Genomic DNA, 14968 nt, shown 5'->3' on the forward strand with positions numbered 1-14968 from the left:
CCGTATCCTCGAAGAATGACTTCCTCCCCAGCCGACGTGCTCGAACTCGACATCACCGGCATCGCGCACGGGGGCACGTTCATCGCCCGCCACGAGGGACGCGTGGTCTTCGTCTCCGATGCGATCCCCGGAGAGCGCGTCCGTGCCCGGGTGATCGCCCCGCAGGAGGGGGCGGACGCCTCGACCCGCAGCTTCTGGCGGGCCGAGACCATCGAGGTGCTGGAGGCCTCGGAGCACCGTCGCCCGCACGTGTGGGCGGAAGCCGACGTGTCGCGCGACCCGGCCGCCCGCCCCGGTGGCGCCGACCTCGGCCACATCGACATCGACCACCAGCGTGAGCTCAAGAAGCGTGTGCTGACGGAGGCACTGGACCGCTTCGCGGGCAGTGGTCTCGTGGCACCCGAGATCGAGTCGGTGGAATCGGGCGACGGTCTCGGATGGCGCACACGCGTCACCCTGCACGTCGACGACACGGGAATCGCCGGTCCGTTCGCCGCACGCAGCCATCGCGTCGTCCCCGTGACCTCGCATCCGCTGGCCAGGCCTGCGATCGCCGAAGCGGCGCTCGTGCTGGGGGGTGAGGCCCCCGGCCGCATCGAACTCGTCGAGCCCGCCGACGGCACGGTGCGCGTCATCCGACGAGAGGAGACCGAGCGCGCCCCCCGCGTGCAGCGCGGGTTCCGCAAGCGCCCCACTCCCGAGGTGATCCACGAGATGGTCAACGACCGTCGATTCGAGGTCGACGCAACGGGCTTCTGGCAGGTGCACCCGCGCGCGGCGTCCGTGCTCGACGCCGCGGTCTACGGAATCCTCGACGGGCATGTCGACGACCAGAAGACGCACTACGACCTGTACGGAGGGGTCGGCCTGTTCGCAGCGACGCTCGCCGACCTCGGCGGGACCGACATCGTGACGGTCGAGTCCAGTTCCCGCGCCACCCAGCACGCTGCCGCGAATCTCGCCCCTCTCGAGGTGAACGCCGTGACGGCCCGCGTCGATCGTTTCCTGGCGACGCAGAAGGGCGGGCGCACGGGCGCCGTCGTGCTCGACCCGCCCCGCGCCGGAGCCGGTCGCCAGGTGGTCGAAGCGGTGCACGCGCTCGCGCCGGAGGCCATCGCGTACGTCGCGTGCGACCCTGTGGCACTCGCCCGCGATCTCGGCACCTTCCGAACCCTCGGGTGGAACGTCGACCGACTTCGGGGCTTCGATCTGTTCCCGCACTCGCACCACTTCGAGGTCGTCGCGCTGCTGACCCGGTGAGGGATCCGCGGCTCGTCGGGCGACTCAGTAGGCTGAGGGGATGAGCACGGTCGCACTCATCGACGATCACGAGTCCGTTCGCCTCGGTCTCGAGGCCGCGTGCGCGCGTGATTCGCAGACCGTGGTCTTCTCCGGGAGCACCGTGGGCTCCTACCTCGATTGGCGCAAGGCCACCGCGGCTGCTCCTGCCGAGGTGGTCGTCCTCGACCTCACCCTCGGCGACGGCACGACCGTGACCGAGAACGTGACCTCACTCGTGAACGACGGCGCGAGCGTGGTGATCCACAGCGTCGCCGATCGACCGGCCGCCGTACGCGAAGCGCTCGCCGCCGGGGCCGCCGGAGTGGTGAGCAAGTCCTCCGCGCTCGACGACGTGCTCGACGCGATCCGCACGGTGGCGCAGGGCGAGGCGCTCAACAACGTCGAATGGGCGAGCGCCGTCGACGGAGACCGGGCATTCGCCGATGCGCAGCTCGCCACGCGCGAGCGCGAGGTCCTTCGTCTGTATGCGACGGGTCTGCCGTTGAAAGCCGTCGCCGAGAAGCTGGGTGTCGCCTACTCCACGGCCAAGGAGAACATCACCCGCATCCGCGTGAAGTACGTCGAGGTCGGGCGCCCCGCGCCGACGAAGGTCGACCTCCTGCGCCGAGCGATGGAAGACGGGATCGTCACGGCTGACGAGGCGCCCGGTGGCCGCTGAGCCGCTCAGCATCCGCGACGCGTGGAGCAAGATCCCCTCTCCCGGCAGCACGGAGACGGCTTACGAGCGCTTCACCGGCAAGCGCATGGAGCGGATCCTCGCGATCGTCGTCGCGATCGGTTCGGCGGTGCTCGGCGCGCAGGCGCTGCTCTCCGCGATGGGGTCGCTGTCCCATGCGGATCCTGCGCACATCGTGACGCTGTTCGTGGTGTTCGTGCCATTGGCGGCGATGCTGGTGGCCTGTGTGATCGGTCGAGGGGTTCGCACCTTCTCCGGTATCTTCGCCGTCGTCTACGTCCTCGCGCTCGCCGCCTGGCCGACCATCGTCGACCCGTCGGACAAAGGGGCGGGTGAGCAGCCGTGGATCTTCTTCCTGGTCAACGTCGGGGTCGTCGCGGCCATGCTCGCCTTCCCGCTGCGACTCCAGTTCGCCTGGGCGGCGGGCATGCCTTTCGTCTACGGCTACGTGCGGCTCGTGCAGGGGGAGTTCTCCCGCGAGTTCTGGGTGACCACCGCTTTCGACGTGTCGTTCACCCTCATCCTCGGCGTCGTCATCGTCTCGCTCGGCTGGATGTTCCGTTCCGTCGCCGCCGGCGTCGATGAGGCCAGGGGACAGGCGGTGGCGTCGTACTCGACGGCTGCCGCAGCTGCCGCAGCGGAGGAGGAGCGCGCGGCGATGTCCGCCTTGATGCACGACAGCGTGCTCGCCGCGCTGATCGCCGCGGAACGGGCCGAGGGGGAACGCGCGGAGGAACTCGCGGTTGCCATGGCACGGGAGGCTCTCACCCGTCTCGCGAACACCGAGGCCGCCGTCGCCCAGGAGGGCAGCGATGAGCCGGTCGGAACGGCGCAGATCGTCGTCGAGCTGCGCAGAGCGCTCTCCGAGCTCGGCGCCGATGCGATCGTGGAAGAGCGCGGCGGCACCGGGCTCATCCCCGGGCGAGCAGCCCGCGCACTCGTGCTCGCCGCGCGGCAGGCGATCGGCAACGCCGTGTCCCACGCCAACGGGCGTGGGCTCCACATCATCGTCGAGGGGCACGGAGACGAGGGCATCGGCGTGACCGTCTCGGACACCGGGCCCGGGTTCGATGTCGGTTCCATCGGCGCCGACCGTCTCGGGATCCGCGCGTCGATCTTCGCGCGCATGGCCGGTGTCGCCGGTACGGCCGACATCCTCTCCGACGAACACGGCACCACCGTGACTCTGGGATGGGAGCGCTCGTGAGCCGCACCGTGCGCAGCGTCGCCACCTCTCTCGCCGTCGGCTTCGCGCTGTACTTCGTCGCACGGGGGATCTGGTGGATCGAGCAGCCGACCGCTCCGCTGCTGATGGTCCTCGCGATCGGTGTGTACCTCGTCGTCGTGAACATTGCGATCCTCGGCGACGGCGCCTCGGTGCGGATGCCGATGTGGTCGGCGATCCTCGCGCTGCTGGCCAGTGCGGTGATTCCCGTGCTCGTCACGTTCTCCCTCGAACCGGCCCACCGCACCGCCCCGTTCGCGACCTGGTACATCGGCGCGCTCGGACTGCTCGGTGTCGTCTGCGTTGTGCGTCGGCGGTCTCTGATCGGCTGGCTCGTGCTCGCGGTGCTCACCGCGACGGCGTCCCTCGCGCTGGGGTTCGTCGTGGCTCTCAATCTCGGCCTCGTGGGCTCGATCATGTGGGTGGCGGTCGCGCGACTGCTCGTGATGTTCTGGGACCGAGCCGTCCGCGATACCGAGCGCCTCGCCGAGATCCAGCAGGCGGTGTCGGCATGGCATGCCACGCAGCGGGTGCGTCAGCGCGAGAGGCGTCTGCGCACCCAGTTCGCCCTGGCCGTCGCCGGACCCGTCCTCAGCAGGGTCGTCGCGGCTCGCGGTGCGCTGGACGATCAAGAGCGTCTGGATGCCCGACTCGCCGAGGGCAGGCTGCGCGACGAGCTGCGCGGCGCCGACCTTCTCAACGATGCGGTGCGCAACGCGATCGAGGCGGCACGTCGGCGCGGCGTCGTCGTGACCGTCTTCGACGAGGGCGGGTTCGACGGCATCGACGAGCCGCGCCGCAAAGCGATCAGGGACGAGTTGGCGGTGGTGCTCAGCCGCGCGCAGACGTCTCGCCTCATCATCCGGTCGGCGCGGGATCCGCGCGTGGCCGTCACCGTGGTCGGCCGAGCCGGTTCGCGATCGTCCGGTGACGACGACGCGGTCGACATCTGGCACGAGATCCCACGCTGACGGGCGGGATCCGACAGAGCTGGTGCACGTCCTCGGCCCCGGCCTGGGGAGGTGACCGGAGTCGAGGATGGTGAGAGTGGGAGAGGGGCGGCGAATCCGCCAGCCCCTCTCCGTGCGGACAGCTACCCGAAAACCGTCCGCTGGTGGCCGATCAGCGTCTGTCTACCCTGGGACCGAGAGACCAGCCGAACGCGAAGCGTCTCCCTCAGTCTGATGGGTTCCGCAAACATTGTCTGTAGGTATTTTGGGGGACACGATTTCTCCTTCGATGGGGGATCATTGGACGATGGCAACGCGTCGTGGCACCAACCTTCCCCGCATGGGCGACTTCAATCAGTCCGTGATCCTGGAGGCGATCCGGCAATCCGGTGAGGGATTGAGCAGGATCGAACTGTCGACGGCGACCCGTCTCTCGGCGCAGACGGTCACCAACATCACCCGCAGACTCCTCGACGACGGGTTCATCAGGGAGGCGGGGCGCACGATCAACGGGCCGGGCAAGCCGCGTGTGACCTTGCGGCTCGTCGCCGACAGTCGCTTCGCGGTGGGCGTGCACCTCGATCCCGCGCTGATGACCTTCGTGCTGCTCGACCTGTCCGGCGCCGTCGTCCGGCGCCTCAGCGTACGCACACCTGCCGACGACCCGCACCGCATCGTCGAGGCCATGGCGGACACGATCGATGCGCTGATCGTGGCATCGGGTGTCGATCGTTCGCGGATCGCCGGGGTGGGGATCGCGGCCCCCGGTCCGCTCGATGCCGAGAAGGGTACGGTCATCGACCCTCCCAAGCTCGCCGGTTGGCATCGTGTGCCGCTGCGCGCGGTGCTGTCTGAGGCGACCGGACTCCCCGTGGTGCTGGAGAAGGACACGACGTCGGCCGCGGTGGGGGAGCTCTGGACGCGACGGGAATCGGCCGACGATTCCTTCGTGTTCATCTACCTGGGAATCGGCATCGGCGCGGCCCTGGCGAGAGACGGCGAGGCGGTCCGCGGGAGCACGCGCAACATCGGCGAGATCGGGCACATCATCGTCGACCCCGACGGGCCCTCCTGCTCGTGCGGGTCCCGTGGGTGCGTCGAGGTCGTCTGCACCCCCCAGGCGATCGTGGAACGGGCCGCGCGCGCAGGAGTGTTCGACGACGAGCGCCAGGCGTCCGATGCTGCAGCCGTCGACGCGAGATTCACCCAGCTGTGCGAGCGCGCGGCGGAGGGGAACACCGCGGCCGTCGAGGTTGTGCGGCAGGCTGCGGCGCACATCACCGTGCTGACGGCGGCGCTGACGAACATGCTCGATGTGGATCGGGTGGTGTTCGGCGGGCCGTTCTGGTCACGACTTGCTGACGTGTACCTCCGAGAGGTGCCCGACAGGCTCGACCGCGCGAGTGCGACTCGCGCGGTGCGCACGCTCCCCGTGGATGGCACCGTGGTCGGAGACGACGTCGGTGCGGTGGGCGCCGCATGCGTCGTCCTCGATTCGGTCCTCAGCCCCCGCGCCTCCGACCTGTTGCTCGAGAGCTGAACTCCCGATCCTCCGCAGCTCGGCCGGCGGTCGAAGCCGCACGCTTTGCGCGCATAAGTCGATTCGATGTACTATTTGGCGTTCCCTCACGCCCAGACCAATGGAATCCACCGTCTCCCGTGCGCTCGGCACCGTCGCACGTCGAGAAGAAGCGATTCCGGTCTGAGCCGGGGCGGACGCTCGACCCTTCATGGGAAGGGTGAGGCGGCAACGGGGAACGTCGCCGGGCAGGGCGCTGGGGGTCCTGCGACGATCGTCTGCGTGATTCGTGAAGCGGAGGGTTCACGGATCACGCAGACGCCGTTTCGCGCCTCCTCCAGGGCAAGCCCCGCGGCTCAGTCGGAGAAGCGCCCCCATGGGATGTCGCGACGCAGCGGACGGCGCAACGGACGCTGCGTCCGCGTCCACGCCGACACCGACGGCTCGTCCGCGACGGCGGCAGCCGCCTCCGTCGCATAGGCCTCGCTGATCACGGCGATGAGAGCGGCGAGCTCTTCTTCCGTAGCCGCGCCACGCGTGATGTCGAGCAGCGGTGCCGCCGAACCGGACGCACCGCTGTCCTGTGCGCTCTGCCCGGTCACAGCGGGATGTTCCCGTGCTTCTTCGGGGGCAGTTCGGCGCGCTTGCCGCGCAGGGCGCGCAGGGCTTTCGCGATCGAGACGCGGGTGTTGGCCGGCTCGATGATCCCGTCGAGCTCGCCGCGCTCGGCCGCCAGGAACGGTGAAGCCACGTTGTACGTGTACTCGTTCGCGAGTCGGGTGCGGACGGCAGCGACGTCCTCGCCGGCCTCCTCCGCTTTCTTGATCTCGCCGCGGTACAGGATGTTGACGGCACCCTGCCCACCCATGACCGCGATCTCGGCGGTCGGCCATGCGAGGTTCACATCGGCGCCGAGCTGCTTCGACCCCATCACGATGTAGGCGCCGCCGTAGGCCTTGCGCAGGATGACGGTCACCAGCGGCACCGTCGCCTCGGCGTAGGCGTAGAGGAGCTTCGCACCGCGGCGGATGACGCCGGTCCACTCCTGGTCGGTGCCGGGCAGGTAGCCGGGGACATCCACCAGCGTGACGATCGGGATCGAGAATGCGTCGCAGAAGCGCACGAAGCGGCTGGCCTTCTCGCCGGCTTCGATGTTCAGCGTTCCGGCCATCTGCGAAGGCTGGTTGGCGATGATGCCGACCGAGCGCCCCTCGATGCGACCGAAGCCGATGACGATGTTGGGCGCGAACAGCGGCTGGACCTCGAGGAAGTCGCCCTCGTCGACGACATGCTCGATCACGGTGTGGATGTCGTAGGGCTGGTTGGTCGAGTCGGGGACGAGCGTGTTGAGCACTCGGTCGGCGTCGGTCGTCTCGAACTCGAACGTGCTCTCGTACGTGGGCAGTTCCGCCATGTTGTTGTCCGGCAGGAAGCTGAGGAGCGTGCGCGCGTAGTCGATCGCGTCGTCCTCGTCTTCGGCGAGGTAGTGCGAGACGCCCGATCGGGTGTTGTGCGTGTACGCGCCACCGAGCTCTTCCATGCCGACGTCCTCGCCGGTGACCGTCTTGATCACATCGGGGCCGGTGACGAACATCTGGCTGGTCTTGTCGACCATGATCACGAAATCGGTGAGGGCGGGGGAGTACACCGCGCCGCCGGCAGCCGGGCCCATGATGATCGAGATCTGCGGGATCACGCCGGATGCGCGGGTGTTCAGCCGGAAGATCTCGCCGTACTTCCCGAGGGCGACGACGCCTTCCTGGATGCGCGCGCCACCCGAGTCGAGGATTCCGATGCAGGGCATCCCCCCGGCGAGGGCGAACTCCATGATCTTGATGATCTTCTCGCCGGCGACCTCGCCGAGCGAACCGCCGAAGGTGGAGAAGTCCTGCGAGTACACCGCGACGGTGCGGCCGTTGATCGTGCCGACGCCGGTGACGACCGAGTCGCCGTAGGGGCGGGAACGGTCCATGCCGAAGGCCGTGGTGCGGTGGCGCACATACTCGTCGAACTCGACGAAGCTCCCGGGGTCGACGAGCAGCTCGATGCGCTCGCGGGCGGTCATCTTGCCCTTCGCGTGCTGCTTCTCCTTCGCCTTCGCTTCTGCGTCGACGACGGCTTCGGTGTAGCGAGCGCGCAGATCCGCGATCTTGCCGGCGGTGGTAAAGAGGTCGGGCTTGTCCGTCACGGATTCCACCCTATCGTCGGCTCGCCGTCGACTGTTGGATGCTCGCCACAACGGGTCAGCTGATCCTTTGGTGACGTGCGCTCAGTCTTCCGAGTCGCTCGGTGCCAGCGCCGGGTCGGTGTGGGGTCGTCGGCCGATCGAGAGCGCCTTGCGTCCGGCCCATTCCACGCCGCGGATGGTCGTGCCGGCGGCTCCCGCCACTGCGGCGCCGGCGTACCGGGTGCCACGCAGCATCCGCAGCTCCAGCTTCTCGGCACCGGGCACGGGCTCCAGTTCGAGGGGAAGGTCGATCGGGGCGGCGCCGAAGGCTTTGTGCGACGTGGTCAGCACGCGGCGACCGAGGATGTTGTTCCCGGCTCCGCCGATCGCGGCGCCGATCCCGAACGGGAGCGCCTTGCCGATCACCGAGGCCCCGCCCTTCGCGGCGAACTGCTTCACGAACATGCTCTTGAGCTGGTCGACGAGCGGTCCGACGGCGGCGCGGGGGAGCGACTTCGTGACGAGTTCGCCCCAGTACGATGATCTGCTCGCGCCGCGCCCCGACACCTGCCCGGCGAGCTGGCCGACGAGGTCGACGCCTTCTTTGCCGAGCATCAGCGTCATCACCAGCGCGCGGGCGCGATCCGGATTCGCGACCGCGATCCCGTGCACTTCGGCGACCGACTGCGCGAACAGGGCGGTGGACTCGACGAAGCCCACCGTCTCCACTCCGGAGAGCGCGAGAGTGATGCCCGTACCGATGCCGGGGACGACCGCGGTCGCGCCGACCGCCGCCCCTCCCGTGGTCACGGCTGCGAGGTAACGGCGCTCGAGGATGCGGATGATCTCCGCCGGTGAGGCCAGGGGGTTGCGCAGTCGGATGCTGCGGATGTGCGCCAGCACGAGCGGGCGTTGGATCGACAGCACACGGTCGAGCCCGCGCACCATCATCGGGTGCTCGGCCGATCCGGCAGGGGGCACGCCCTTATCCCAGGGAGCGTCGTCCGGGAGCGAATGGATCTTGTGCACCTTGGGGGCCATGCTGCGATCCTAGGGATCCAGTCCGCGAAAACGCCGAAAGCCCGGTCCCATCGGGGGCCGGGCTTTCGTGTCGGGAGATCAGACGAAGAGGTTCGCCCGCTCGAGGTCTTCTGCGAAGTCGACCTCGACCGCGTAGAGGTCGGAGACGTCCATCGGCTCGAGCAGCAGGCCGTCCTCGGCGATCGCGAGCTCGAGGCCGCGCTCGAAGTAGTCCTGGTCCTCGACGCGCTGCAGCTGGCGCATGAACGCCTTCTTGTGGGCGGAGGAGATGTAGTTGATGCCCACGGCCTCGCCGAGACCGCCCTTGACGGTCTTGGATAGCTCGTTGATGAAGCCCTCGGCCGTGACCGTGTACTTCACCTCTTCGTCGCTGACCTTGGAGGTGTTCACCGTGACGAAGGACTGGTCGCGCTCGATGTACTCGAGCGCGCGGCCGAGGATCATCGGGTCGAAGACGACGTCGCCGTTCATCCACAGCACTCCGCCGCGCCCGGTCGCCCCGAGGGCCCGCAGCAGGCTCTTCGAGGTGTTGGTCTCGTCGTAGCGCTCGTTGTGGACGTAGTTCACCTGGGGGAACGCGTCGATGATGGTCTCGGCGCGGTAGCCGACCACGGTGGTGATGCGGGCGTCGGAACCGAATGCGGCCCGGATGTTGTCGTGCTGCTGGCCCATGATCGTGCGGCCGTCGCTCAGTTCGGTGAGCGGCTTCGGCAGCGCGCGGCCGAGGCGCGAGCCCATTCCGGCGGCGAGGATGACGGTTTGAAGAGTCACGAGTGCTCCTAAAGGAAGTTGTGTTCACGGTCGATTAACCGACCAGACACTTCGTCGTGCCGGAATCATGGTATCGATTCCGGCTGGGAAGCTCAGGGCCAGAGTGCCCCCGTTGTCATTTCGTGATCGACTACACACCGGATGCACAGGGTTCCACTCGGCCCGTGATCCCGGCGGATCCGCGTGATCCGAGGGCAGTTTATTGCGCGGCGGCCTTGGCGTACAGCCACCCGTTGATACCGTAGGACGGTGACTGCCTCCCCTGACGACCGCACCGCCCAGGTGGACCAAACCGAGATCGCGCAAGAGAAGGCGTCGGCGAAGCGCGCGCCGGCGAAGAAGCAGAGTCCTGAAGCGGCATCGAACGCCGAGAAGACCGCGCGCACGCCTGCCGCGAAGAGGCCGGTCGCGAAGAAGCCTGCCGCGAAGAAGCCTGCCGCGAAGAAGCCGGCAACCGCACGCACTACCGCGACCTCGACGGCGGGGAGGACCGCTGCGGCGAAGGCGTCGGCGGCGAGGTCCGGAACGAAGGCGGCTGCAGAGAAGGCGGCCCCGACGGCCGATGTCGTGGTGGAGCCGCTGGTCAAAGCGATCACCGATGCGACGGAGAAGCCCGCGTCCACTCCGACCTCCGCGCGCGGTGCAGCAGAAGCACGCACCGCGGCCGCGAAGAACACGGCGGCTCGATCGGCGGCATCGAAGTCGGCGACATCCGCGGCGGCGGCGGCATCTTCCGCCCGCACCGCGGCAGCGAAGTCCACCGCCGCGAAGACCGCTGCATCGAAGACCGCGGCATCGAAGTCCACGGCCGCGAAGGGCGCTGCATCGAAGACCGCTGCATCGAAGACCGCAGCTTCGAAGACGGCAGCAGCGAAAGCCGCGGCGTCCAAGGCTGCGGCGACGAAGTCCACCGCGCGTTCGGCCGCAGCCAAGTCCTCGGCAGCGAAGACGGCGGCCGCGAAGAGTGCGGCGGCGAAGAAGGCGGCGACGAAGAAGGCCGCTGACGAGGCGGCGAAGGCTGCCGCCGAGGCCGCGAAGAGCGCGCCGGAAGCTTCGGTGATCGAAGGTGTTCCCGTGGTCGAGATCGCACTTTCGGCCGACACGGTTCCCCCGATCGCCGCCGCCGCGGGGACGATCGAGCCGGCCGCGGTCGCCGAGCCCGTGCGCGTCGCGGAACCGGCAGCAGCGGAGCCCGTCGCGGCCGAGCCGATCGTCGAGCAACCGGTCGCTCCCGAACCCGTCGAAACAGCGAGGGCGGAGCCGACTGCTGTCATCGAGTCGATCGAGGCCGTCGAAGCGGTGAACGAGTCCGACGACGCGGCTTCCGAGACCGGGGACCCCGGCGAGGCTCCCTCCGTCGGTGAGGCGATCAGCATCCGCGGTCTGGTCAAGCAGTTCGGCGACAACCGCGCCGTCGACGGTATCGACCTGACCGTTCCTGCCGGATCGTTCTACGGGGTCGTCGGTCCCAACGGCGCGGGCAAGACAACGACCCTCTCGATCGTCGCCGGGCTTCTCCGTGCCGATGCGGGCAGCGTCGTCATCTGCGGCATCGACCAGGCGAAGCAGCCTCTGGCCGCGAAGCGGCTGATGGGCGTGCTGCCCGATCGGCTGCGCACCTTCGACCGTCTCACCGGTCGCCAGCTGCTCTACTACTACGGGTTGCTCCGCGGCCTCGCGGCGGATGTGATCGAGAAGCGCGCGGCCGACCTCGCCCGAGCCTTCGACCTCGGCGACGCCCTCAGCCGCGTCGTCTCGGACTACTCCGCCGGTATGACGAAGAAGATCATGCTCGCCGGGGCCATGATCCACTCGCCGCGCGTGCTCGTGCTCGACGAACCGTTCGAGTCGGTCGACCCCGTCTCGTCGGCGGTCATCCTCGACATCCTCCGTGCCTACGTGTCGCACGGCGGCACCGTGATCCTCTCCAGCCATGGCATGGATCTCGTCGAGCGGGTGTGCTCGCGCGTCGCGATCATCGTGGGGGGAGAGGTACTCGCCGAGGGCACCATCGATGAGGTGCGCGCGGGCCAGACCCTCGAAGCGCGCTTCGTCGAACTCGCCGGCTCCAGCGGAGAGGTGGAGGGGCTCGAGTGGCTGCACACGTTCTCCGACTGAGGCTCGCGCTGCTGCTCGGCTCGTTGCGCGGCGATCGTCGGGTTCGGTCGATCATCTCGTTCGCTGCCGTGATCGCGGTCACCGCCGTGGTGTGCATCGCCGTGTTCAGCCTCGCAACAGCCCCGGTCCCGGTGGCCCGTGCGGTCACCGTGCTCGGTGGTGCGGCCCTGCTCATCGGGTTCCTCGTCGGCCCGATCCTGGTCGGGGCGGTCGATCAGCTCGACCCTCGACGGTTCGCTGTGTTCGGCGTCGATGATCGCCAGATGCCCTGGGTGCTCGCACTGGCGGCGTTCGTCAGTGTTCCCAGTCTCGCGCTCCTCGCCGTCTATATCAGCGTCTGTATCGTCGCGATCGGAGCAGGCACACCCTGGCCGTTGGCTGTGGTGATGACGATCGCCGGTGTCCTCACGACGATGCTGGTCTCGCGGATCGGGATGGCCCTCAACGCGTTGCTCCTCCCCGAGCGTCGCTCCCGCGAGCTCACGGCGCTGTTCGCGCTCGCGCTGATCGTGATCGCCTTCCCGGTCGCGGTCTTCTTCGGATCGCTGCGCTGGGACGGACTCGTGCCACCATCGCTGGCGACCCTGTCGAGCGTGTTCGGCTTCAGTCCGTTCGCCGCCGCTCCCGCCTTCCTCTTCGATTCCGCGGCCGGTGCCACCACGTCGGCGTGGATCAGCGGTGCCATCGCCGTGGTGACGGTCGTGCTCCTCTGGATGGCATGGACCTGGCTCGTGCGGCGCCTGCTCACGACGACCGAGCGTCCGGTCACCTTGCGCGAGCGCACCGGGCTCGGCTGGTTCGGCTTGCTGCCGTCGAACGCGTTCGGGGCGATCGCGGCGCGAAGCCTCGTGTACTGGCTTCGCGATCGTCGCTACATCATGAACATCATCGTCGTCCCGGTGGCTGGTGTGCTCTCGATGCTCCCACTCGTCGTGGCCGGCGTGCCGCTCGAGATCGCCGCATTGGTCCCGGTGCCCGTCATGGCACTGTTCTTCGGATGGCTACCGCACAACGATGTCGCCTACGACTCGACGGCGCTGTGGACCCACGTCGCGAGTGGCGTCCGCGGTCTTCCCGATCGCCTGGGGCGTCTCGTCCCGGTGCTGCTCGTCGCGATCCCTGTGCTCGCGATCGCGGTTCCGCTCTCTCTCGCGTTGATCGGGACCTGGAGCCTGTTGCTGCCTCTGGGTGGATTGGCTGCGAGTCTTCTGTTCTGCGCACTCGGTATCTCGAGCATCGTCTCGGTCGTCGCCCCGTATGCTGTCTCCCGGCCGGGAGACAGTCCGTTCCAACAGCCGCAACGTCCCACCTCGCGAGGGACCTACGGGCCTGCGGCGGCATTCCTCGGGGCCATCGTGCTGAGCGCACCGACCATCTGGCTGTTCGCTGCCACGATTCTCGATGGATCGGCCTATGCCCCGGCGACCTTCTGGGTCGGGCTCCTCGGCGGCCTCGTGGTGGTGGCGGCAGGAACCGTCATCGGCGGTCGCATCTTCGAGCGCAGCGGAGAGCGCCTGATGGAGTTCGTCGAGACAGCGTGAAGACCGCCCGCTGGGCGTTCGGCGCCGCTAGACTCACGGGATGAGTACTCCGCTGGACAGCCCCGATCAGGGCGGCGTGGCAACGCTTGATCGCGAACTGGAAGAGCTCCTCCGCGAGGAGAATCTCGAACCGGGCGACCATGAGCGCTTCTCGCACTACGTGAAGAAGGACAAGATCCTCGAGTCCGCGATCACCGGCAAGCCGGTGCGCGCGCTGTGCGGCAAGAAGTGGACCCCGGGCCGCGACCCGGAGAAGTTCCCGATCTGCCCCACGTGCAAGGAGATCTACGAGTCGATGATCGGCTGACGTCACTCGGCTTCGACGTACACGGTGGGAATCGCCGGGTTGGATTTGCTGAGCGCGAGTGCGCGCACGGGAAGCTCTTCTCGCACACGCAGATGATGCGCTCGCGCCGTCGCCGTACCCTCGACACCTTCGTACGAGGAGTCGATGTCGCCTCCGTCGACGAATGTGACCTGAAGCGGGCGACCGTCGGGGTGCTCGGCCGCGGTGTCGAGTTCCTCGAAGCCGTCGGACACGACGACGGTCTCCGCGGTGGCGACGCCGTCGACCAGGGTGCGGAACGCGGCCTTGCGACCGCCGTGCGAGGCCTTGTCTGCTGACGCCTTCGCGACGCCGATCCACGATCCGGTGGAATCCTGTCGCGCCACGAGCTTGTAGACCATGCTCGCGGTGGGATAGCCGGAACCGGTGACGACTGACGTTCCGACGCCGTAGGCGTCGACCGGCGAAGCGGCGAGAGCGGCGATCGCGTACTCGTCGAGATCGCTGGTCACGGTGATGCGCGTGGACGTCGCACCGAGTTCGTCGAGCTGCGCGCGGACGTCTCCTGCGACGATGGGGAGGTCGCCGGAATCGATCCGCACGCCGCCGAGCTCCGTGCCCGCGACGCGGATGGCCGTCTCGACACCCGTGCGGATGTCGTAGGTGTCGACGAGCAGGGTGGTTCCGGTGCCCATGCTCGCCACCTGTGAGCGGAACGCCTCTTCCTCGGTGTCGTGCAGCAACGTCCAGGAATGGGCCGCGGTGCCCATGGTGGGGATGCCCCAGCTTCGTCCGGCCTCGAGATTGCTCGTCGCACCGAAACCGGCGATGTAGGCGGCCCTGGCTGCAGCGACGGCCGAGCGCTCGGCGGCCCGGCGGGAGCCCATCTCGGCCAGCGGACGTTCGCCGGCGGCGATGCTCATGCGCGACGCGGCGGTGGCGACGGCGGAGTCGTGGTTGAGCACGCTCAGCGCGAGGGTCTCGAGCACCACGGCATCTGCGAACGTCCCCTCGACGGTGAGGATCGGCGAGCCGGGGAAGTACAGCTCACCCTCGCGGTAGCCGCGGATGGATCCGGTGAACCGATAGTTCTCGAGGTGCGTGATGGACGCGGCGTCGACGACGTTCTCGTCCCTGAGGAATCGCAGTTCGTCCTCGCCGAAACGGAAGTCACGCAGGAGGCCCAGCAGACGGCCGGTGCCCGCGACGACACCGAAGCGGCGGCCGCCGGACAATCGTCGGGAGAACAGCTCGAAGACACTGGGGCGGAATGCCGTCCCATCCCGGAGGGAAGCGGCGAGCATCGTCAGCTCATAGCGGTCGGTGAGCAGCGCCGTCGACGTGGTCATGCGCTCAGTTTAGTGAGCGCACC

General features: G+C 68.5%; 13 protein-coding genes. 8 read left to right on the forward strand and 5 right to left on the reverse strand.

The genetic code is table 11. The features are described from left to right. Window positions 1–15: 15 nt before the first annotated feature. From ACIQLD_RS17675 to ACIQLD_RS17695, 5 genes are all read left to right on the forward strand, one after another. A complete protein-coding gene (locus ACIQLD_RS17675; protein WP_402610112.1) occupies window positions 16–1260 on the forward strand; it encodes a class I SAM-dependent RNA methyltransferase in 1245 nt (414 codons plus the stop codon). A 40-nt stretch (window positions 1261–1300) separates the two neighbouring features. Beyond that, window positions 1301–1960, forward strand: coding sequence for a response regulator (locus tag ACIQLD_RS17680; RefSeq protein WP_402610114.1), 660 nt, complete (start codon window positions 1301–1303; stop codon window positions 1958–1960). Then, complete coding sequence (locus ACIQLD_RS17685; protein ID WP_402610116.1) at window positions 1950–3185, forward strand: ATP-binding protein; 1236 nt, start codon at window positions 1950–1952, stop codon at window positions 3183–3185. Before ACIQLD_RS17680 ends, ACIQLD_RS17685 begins: the two co-directional genes overlap by 11 nt. Further along, on the forward strand, window positions 3182–4174 hold the full coding sequence (locus ACIQLD_RS17690; RefSeq protein ID WP_402610118.1) for a hypothetical protein: 993 nt from the start codon (window positions 3182–3184) through the stop codon (window positions 4172–4174). The genes ACIQLD_RS17685 and ACIQLD_RS17690 overlap by 4 nt, the downstream gene beginning before the upstream one ends. 319 nt (window positions 4175–4493) lie before the next feature. After that, complete coding sequence (locus ACIQLD_RS17695; RefSeq protein WP_402610305.1) at window positions 4494–5693, forward strand: ROK family protein; 1200 nt, start codon at window positions 4494–4496, stop codon at window positions 5691–5693. Between the two features lie 335 nt (window positions 5694–6028). On the opposite strand, the gene ACIQLD_RS17700 is transcribed toward ACIQLD_RS17695, so the two are convergent. The 4 genes from ACIQLD_RS17700 to ACIQLD_RS17715 all read right to left on the reverse strand — a co-directional run bounded on the left by ACIQLD_RS17700 (window position 6029) and on the right by ACIQLD_RS17715 (window position 9651). Further along, window positions 6029–6274, reverse strand: a complete 246-nt coding sequence (locus ACIQLD_RS17700; protein ID WP_402610120.1) for an acyl-CoA carboxylase subunit epsilon — start codon at window positions 6272–6274, stop codon at window positions 6029–6031. Then, window positions 6271–7860 (reverse strand): acyl-CoA carboxylase subunit beta, encoded by a 1590-nt coding sequence (locus ACIQLD_RS17705; RefSeq protein ID WP_402610122.1) that lies wholly within the window; start codon window positions 7858–7860, stop codon window positions 6271–6273. Before ACIQLD_RS17705 ends, ACIQLD_RS17700 begins: the two co-directional genes overlap by 4 nt. 81 nt (window positions 7861–7941) lie before the next feature. Beyond that, on the reverse strand, window positions 7942–8880 hold the full coding sequence (locus tag ACIQLD_RS17710; protein ID WP_402610124.1) for a hypothetical protein: 939 nt from the start codon (window positions 8878–8880) through the stop codon (window positions 7942–7944). A 78-nt stretch (window positions 8881–8958) separates the two neighbouring features. Continuing rightward, window positions 8959–9651 carry an NTP transferase domain-containing protein gene (locus ACIQLD_RS17715; RefSeq protein ID WP_017828502.1) on the reverse strand — a complete coding sequence of 231 codons (693 nt, stop codon included), beginning with the start codon at window positions 9649–9651 and terminating at the stop codon, window positions 8959–8961. A gap of 249 nt (window positions 9652–9900) precedes the next feature. Between ACIQLD_RS17715 and ACIQLD_RS17720 the strand changes: the two genes are divergently transcribed. The 3 genes from ACIQLD_RS17720 to ACIQLD_RS17730 are packed head-to-tail and all read left to right on the forward strand — an operon-like array spanning window position 9901 to window position 13617. Further along, entirely contained in the window at window positions 9901–11769 is a 1869-nt protein-coding gene (locus ACIQLD_RS17720) for an ABC transporter ATP-binding protein (RefSeq protein WP_402610126.1), read from the forward strand. Then, window positions 11745–13310, forward strand: a complete 1566-nt coding sequence (locus ACIQLD_RS17725; RefSeq protein ID WP_402610128.1) for a hypothetical protein — start codon at window positions 11745–11747, stop codon at window positions 13308–13310. Before ACIQLD_RS17720 ends, ACIQLD_RS17725 begins: the two co-directional genes overlap by 25 nt. 40 nt (window positions 13311–13350) lie before the next feature. Then, on the forward strand, window positions 13351–13617 hold the full coding sequence (locus ACIQLD_RS17730; protein WP_026049764.1) for a DUF3039 domain-containing protein: 267 nt from the start codon (window positions 13351–13353) through the stop codon (window positions 13615–13617). A 2-nt stretch (window positions 13618–13619) separates the two neighbouring features. Here ACIQLD_RS17730 and ACIQLD_RS17735 read toward each other — a convergent pair whose 3' ends face one another. Then, window positions 13620–14945 (reverse strand): nicotinate phosphoribosyltransferase, encoded by a 1326-nt coding sequence (locus tag ACIQLD_RS17735; RefSeq protein ID WP_402610130.1) that lies wholly within the window; start codon window positions 14943–14945, stop codon window positions 13620–13622. Window positions 14946–14968: the final 23 nt, after the last annotated feature.

The sequence above is a fragment of the Microbacterium sp. NPDC091662 genome (genome assembly GCF_044756705.1).
GTDB lineage: Bacteria > Actinomycetota > Actinomycetes > Actinomycetales > Microbacteriaceae > Microbacterium.

What these genes read in the sequence shown, in the direction of transcription:
- ACIQLD_RS17695 (WP_402610305.1), top strand. Translation starts at nt 4,494, where the DNA reads ATGGGCGACTTCAATCAGTCCGTGATCCTGGAGGCGATCCGGCAATCC.
- ACIQLD_RS17710 (WP_402610124.1), bottom strand. Translation starts at nt 8,880, where the DNA reads ATGGCCCCCAAGGTGCACAAGATCCATTCGCTCCCGGACGACGCTCCC.
- ACIQLD_RS17680 (WP_402610114.1), top strand. Translation starts at nt 1,301, where the DNA reads ATGAGCACGGTCGCACTCATCGACGATCACGAGTCCGTTCGCCTCGGT.
- ACIQLD_RS17730 (WP_026049764.1), top strand. Translation starts at nt 13,351, where the DNA reads ATGAGTACTCCGCTGGACAGCCCCGATCAGGGCGGCGTGGCAACGCTT.
- ACIQLD_RS17735 (WP_402610130.1), bottom strand. Translation starts at nt 14,945, where the DNA reads ATGACCACGTCGACGGCGCTGCTCACCGACCGCTATGAGCTGACGATG.
- ACIQLD_RS17675 (WP_402610112.1), top strand. Translation starts at nt 16, where the DNA reads ATGACTTCCTCCCCAGCCGACGTGCTCGAACTCGACATCACCGGCATC.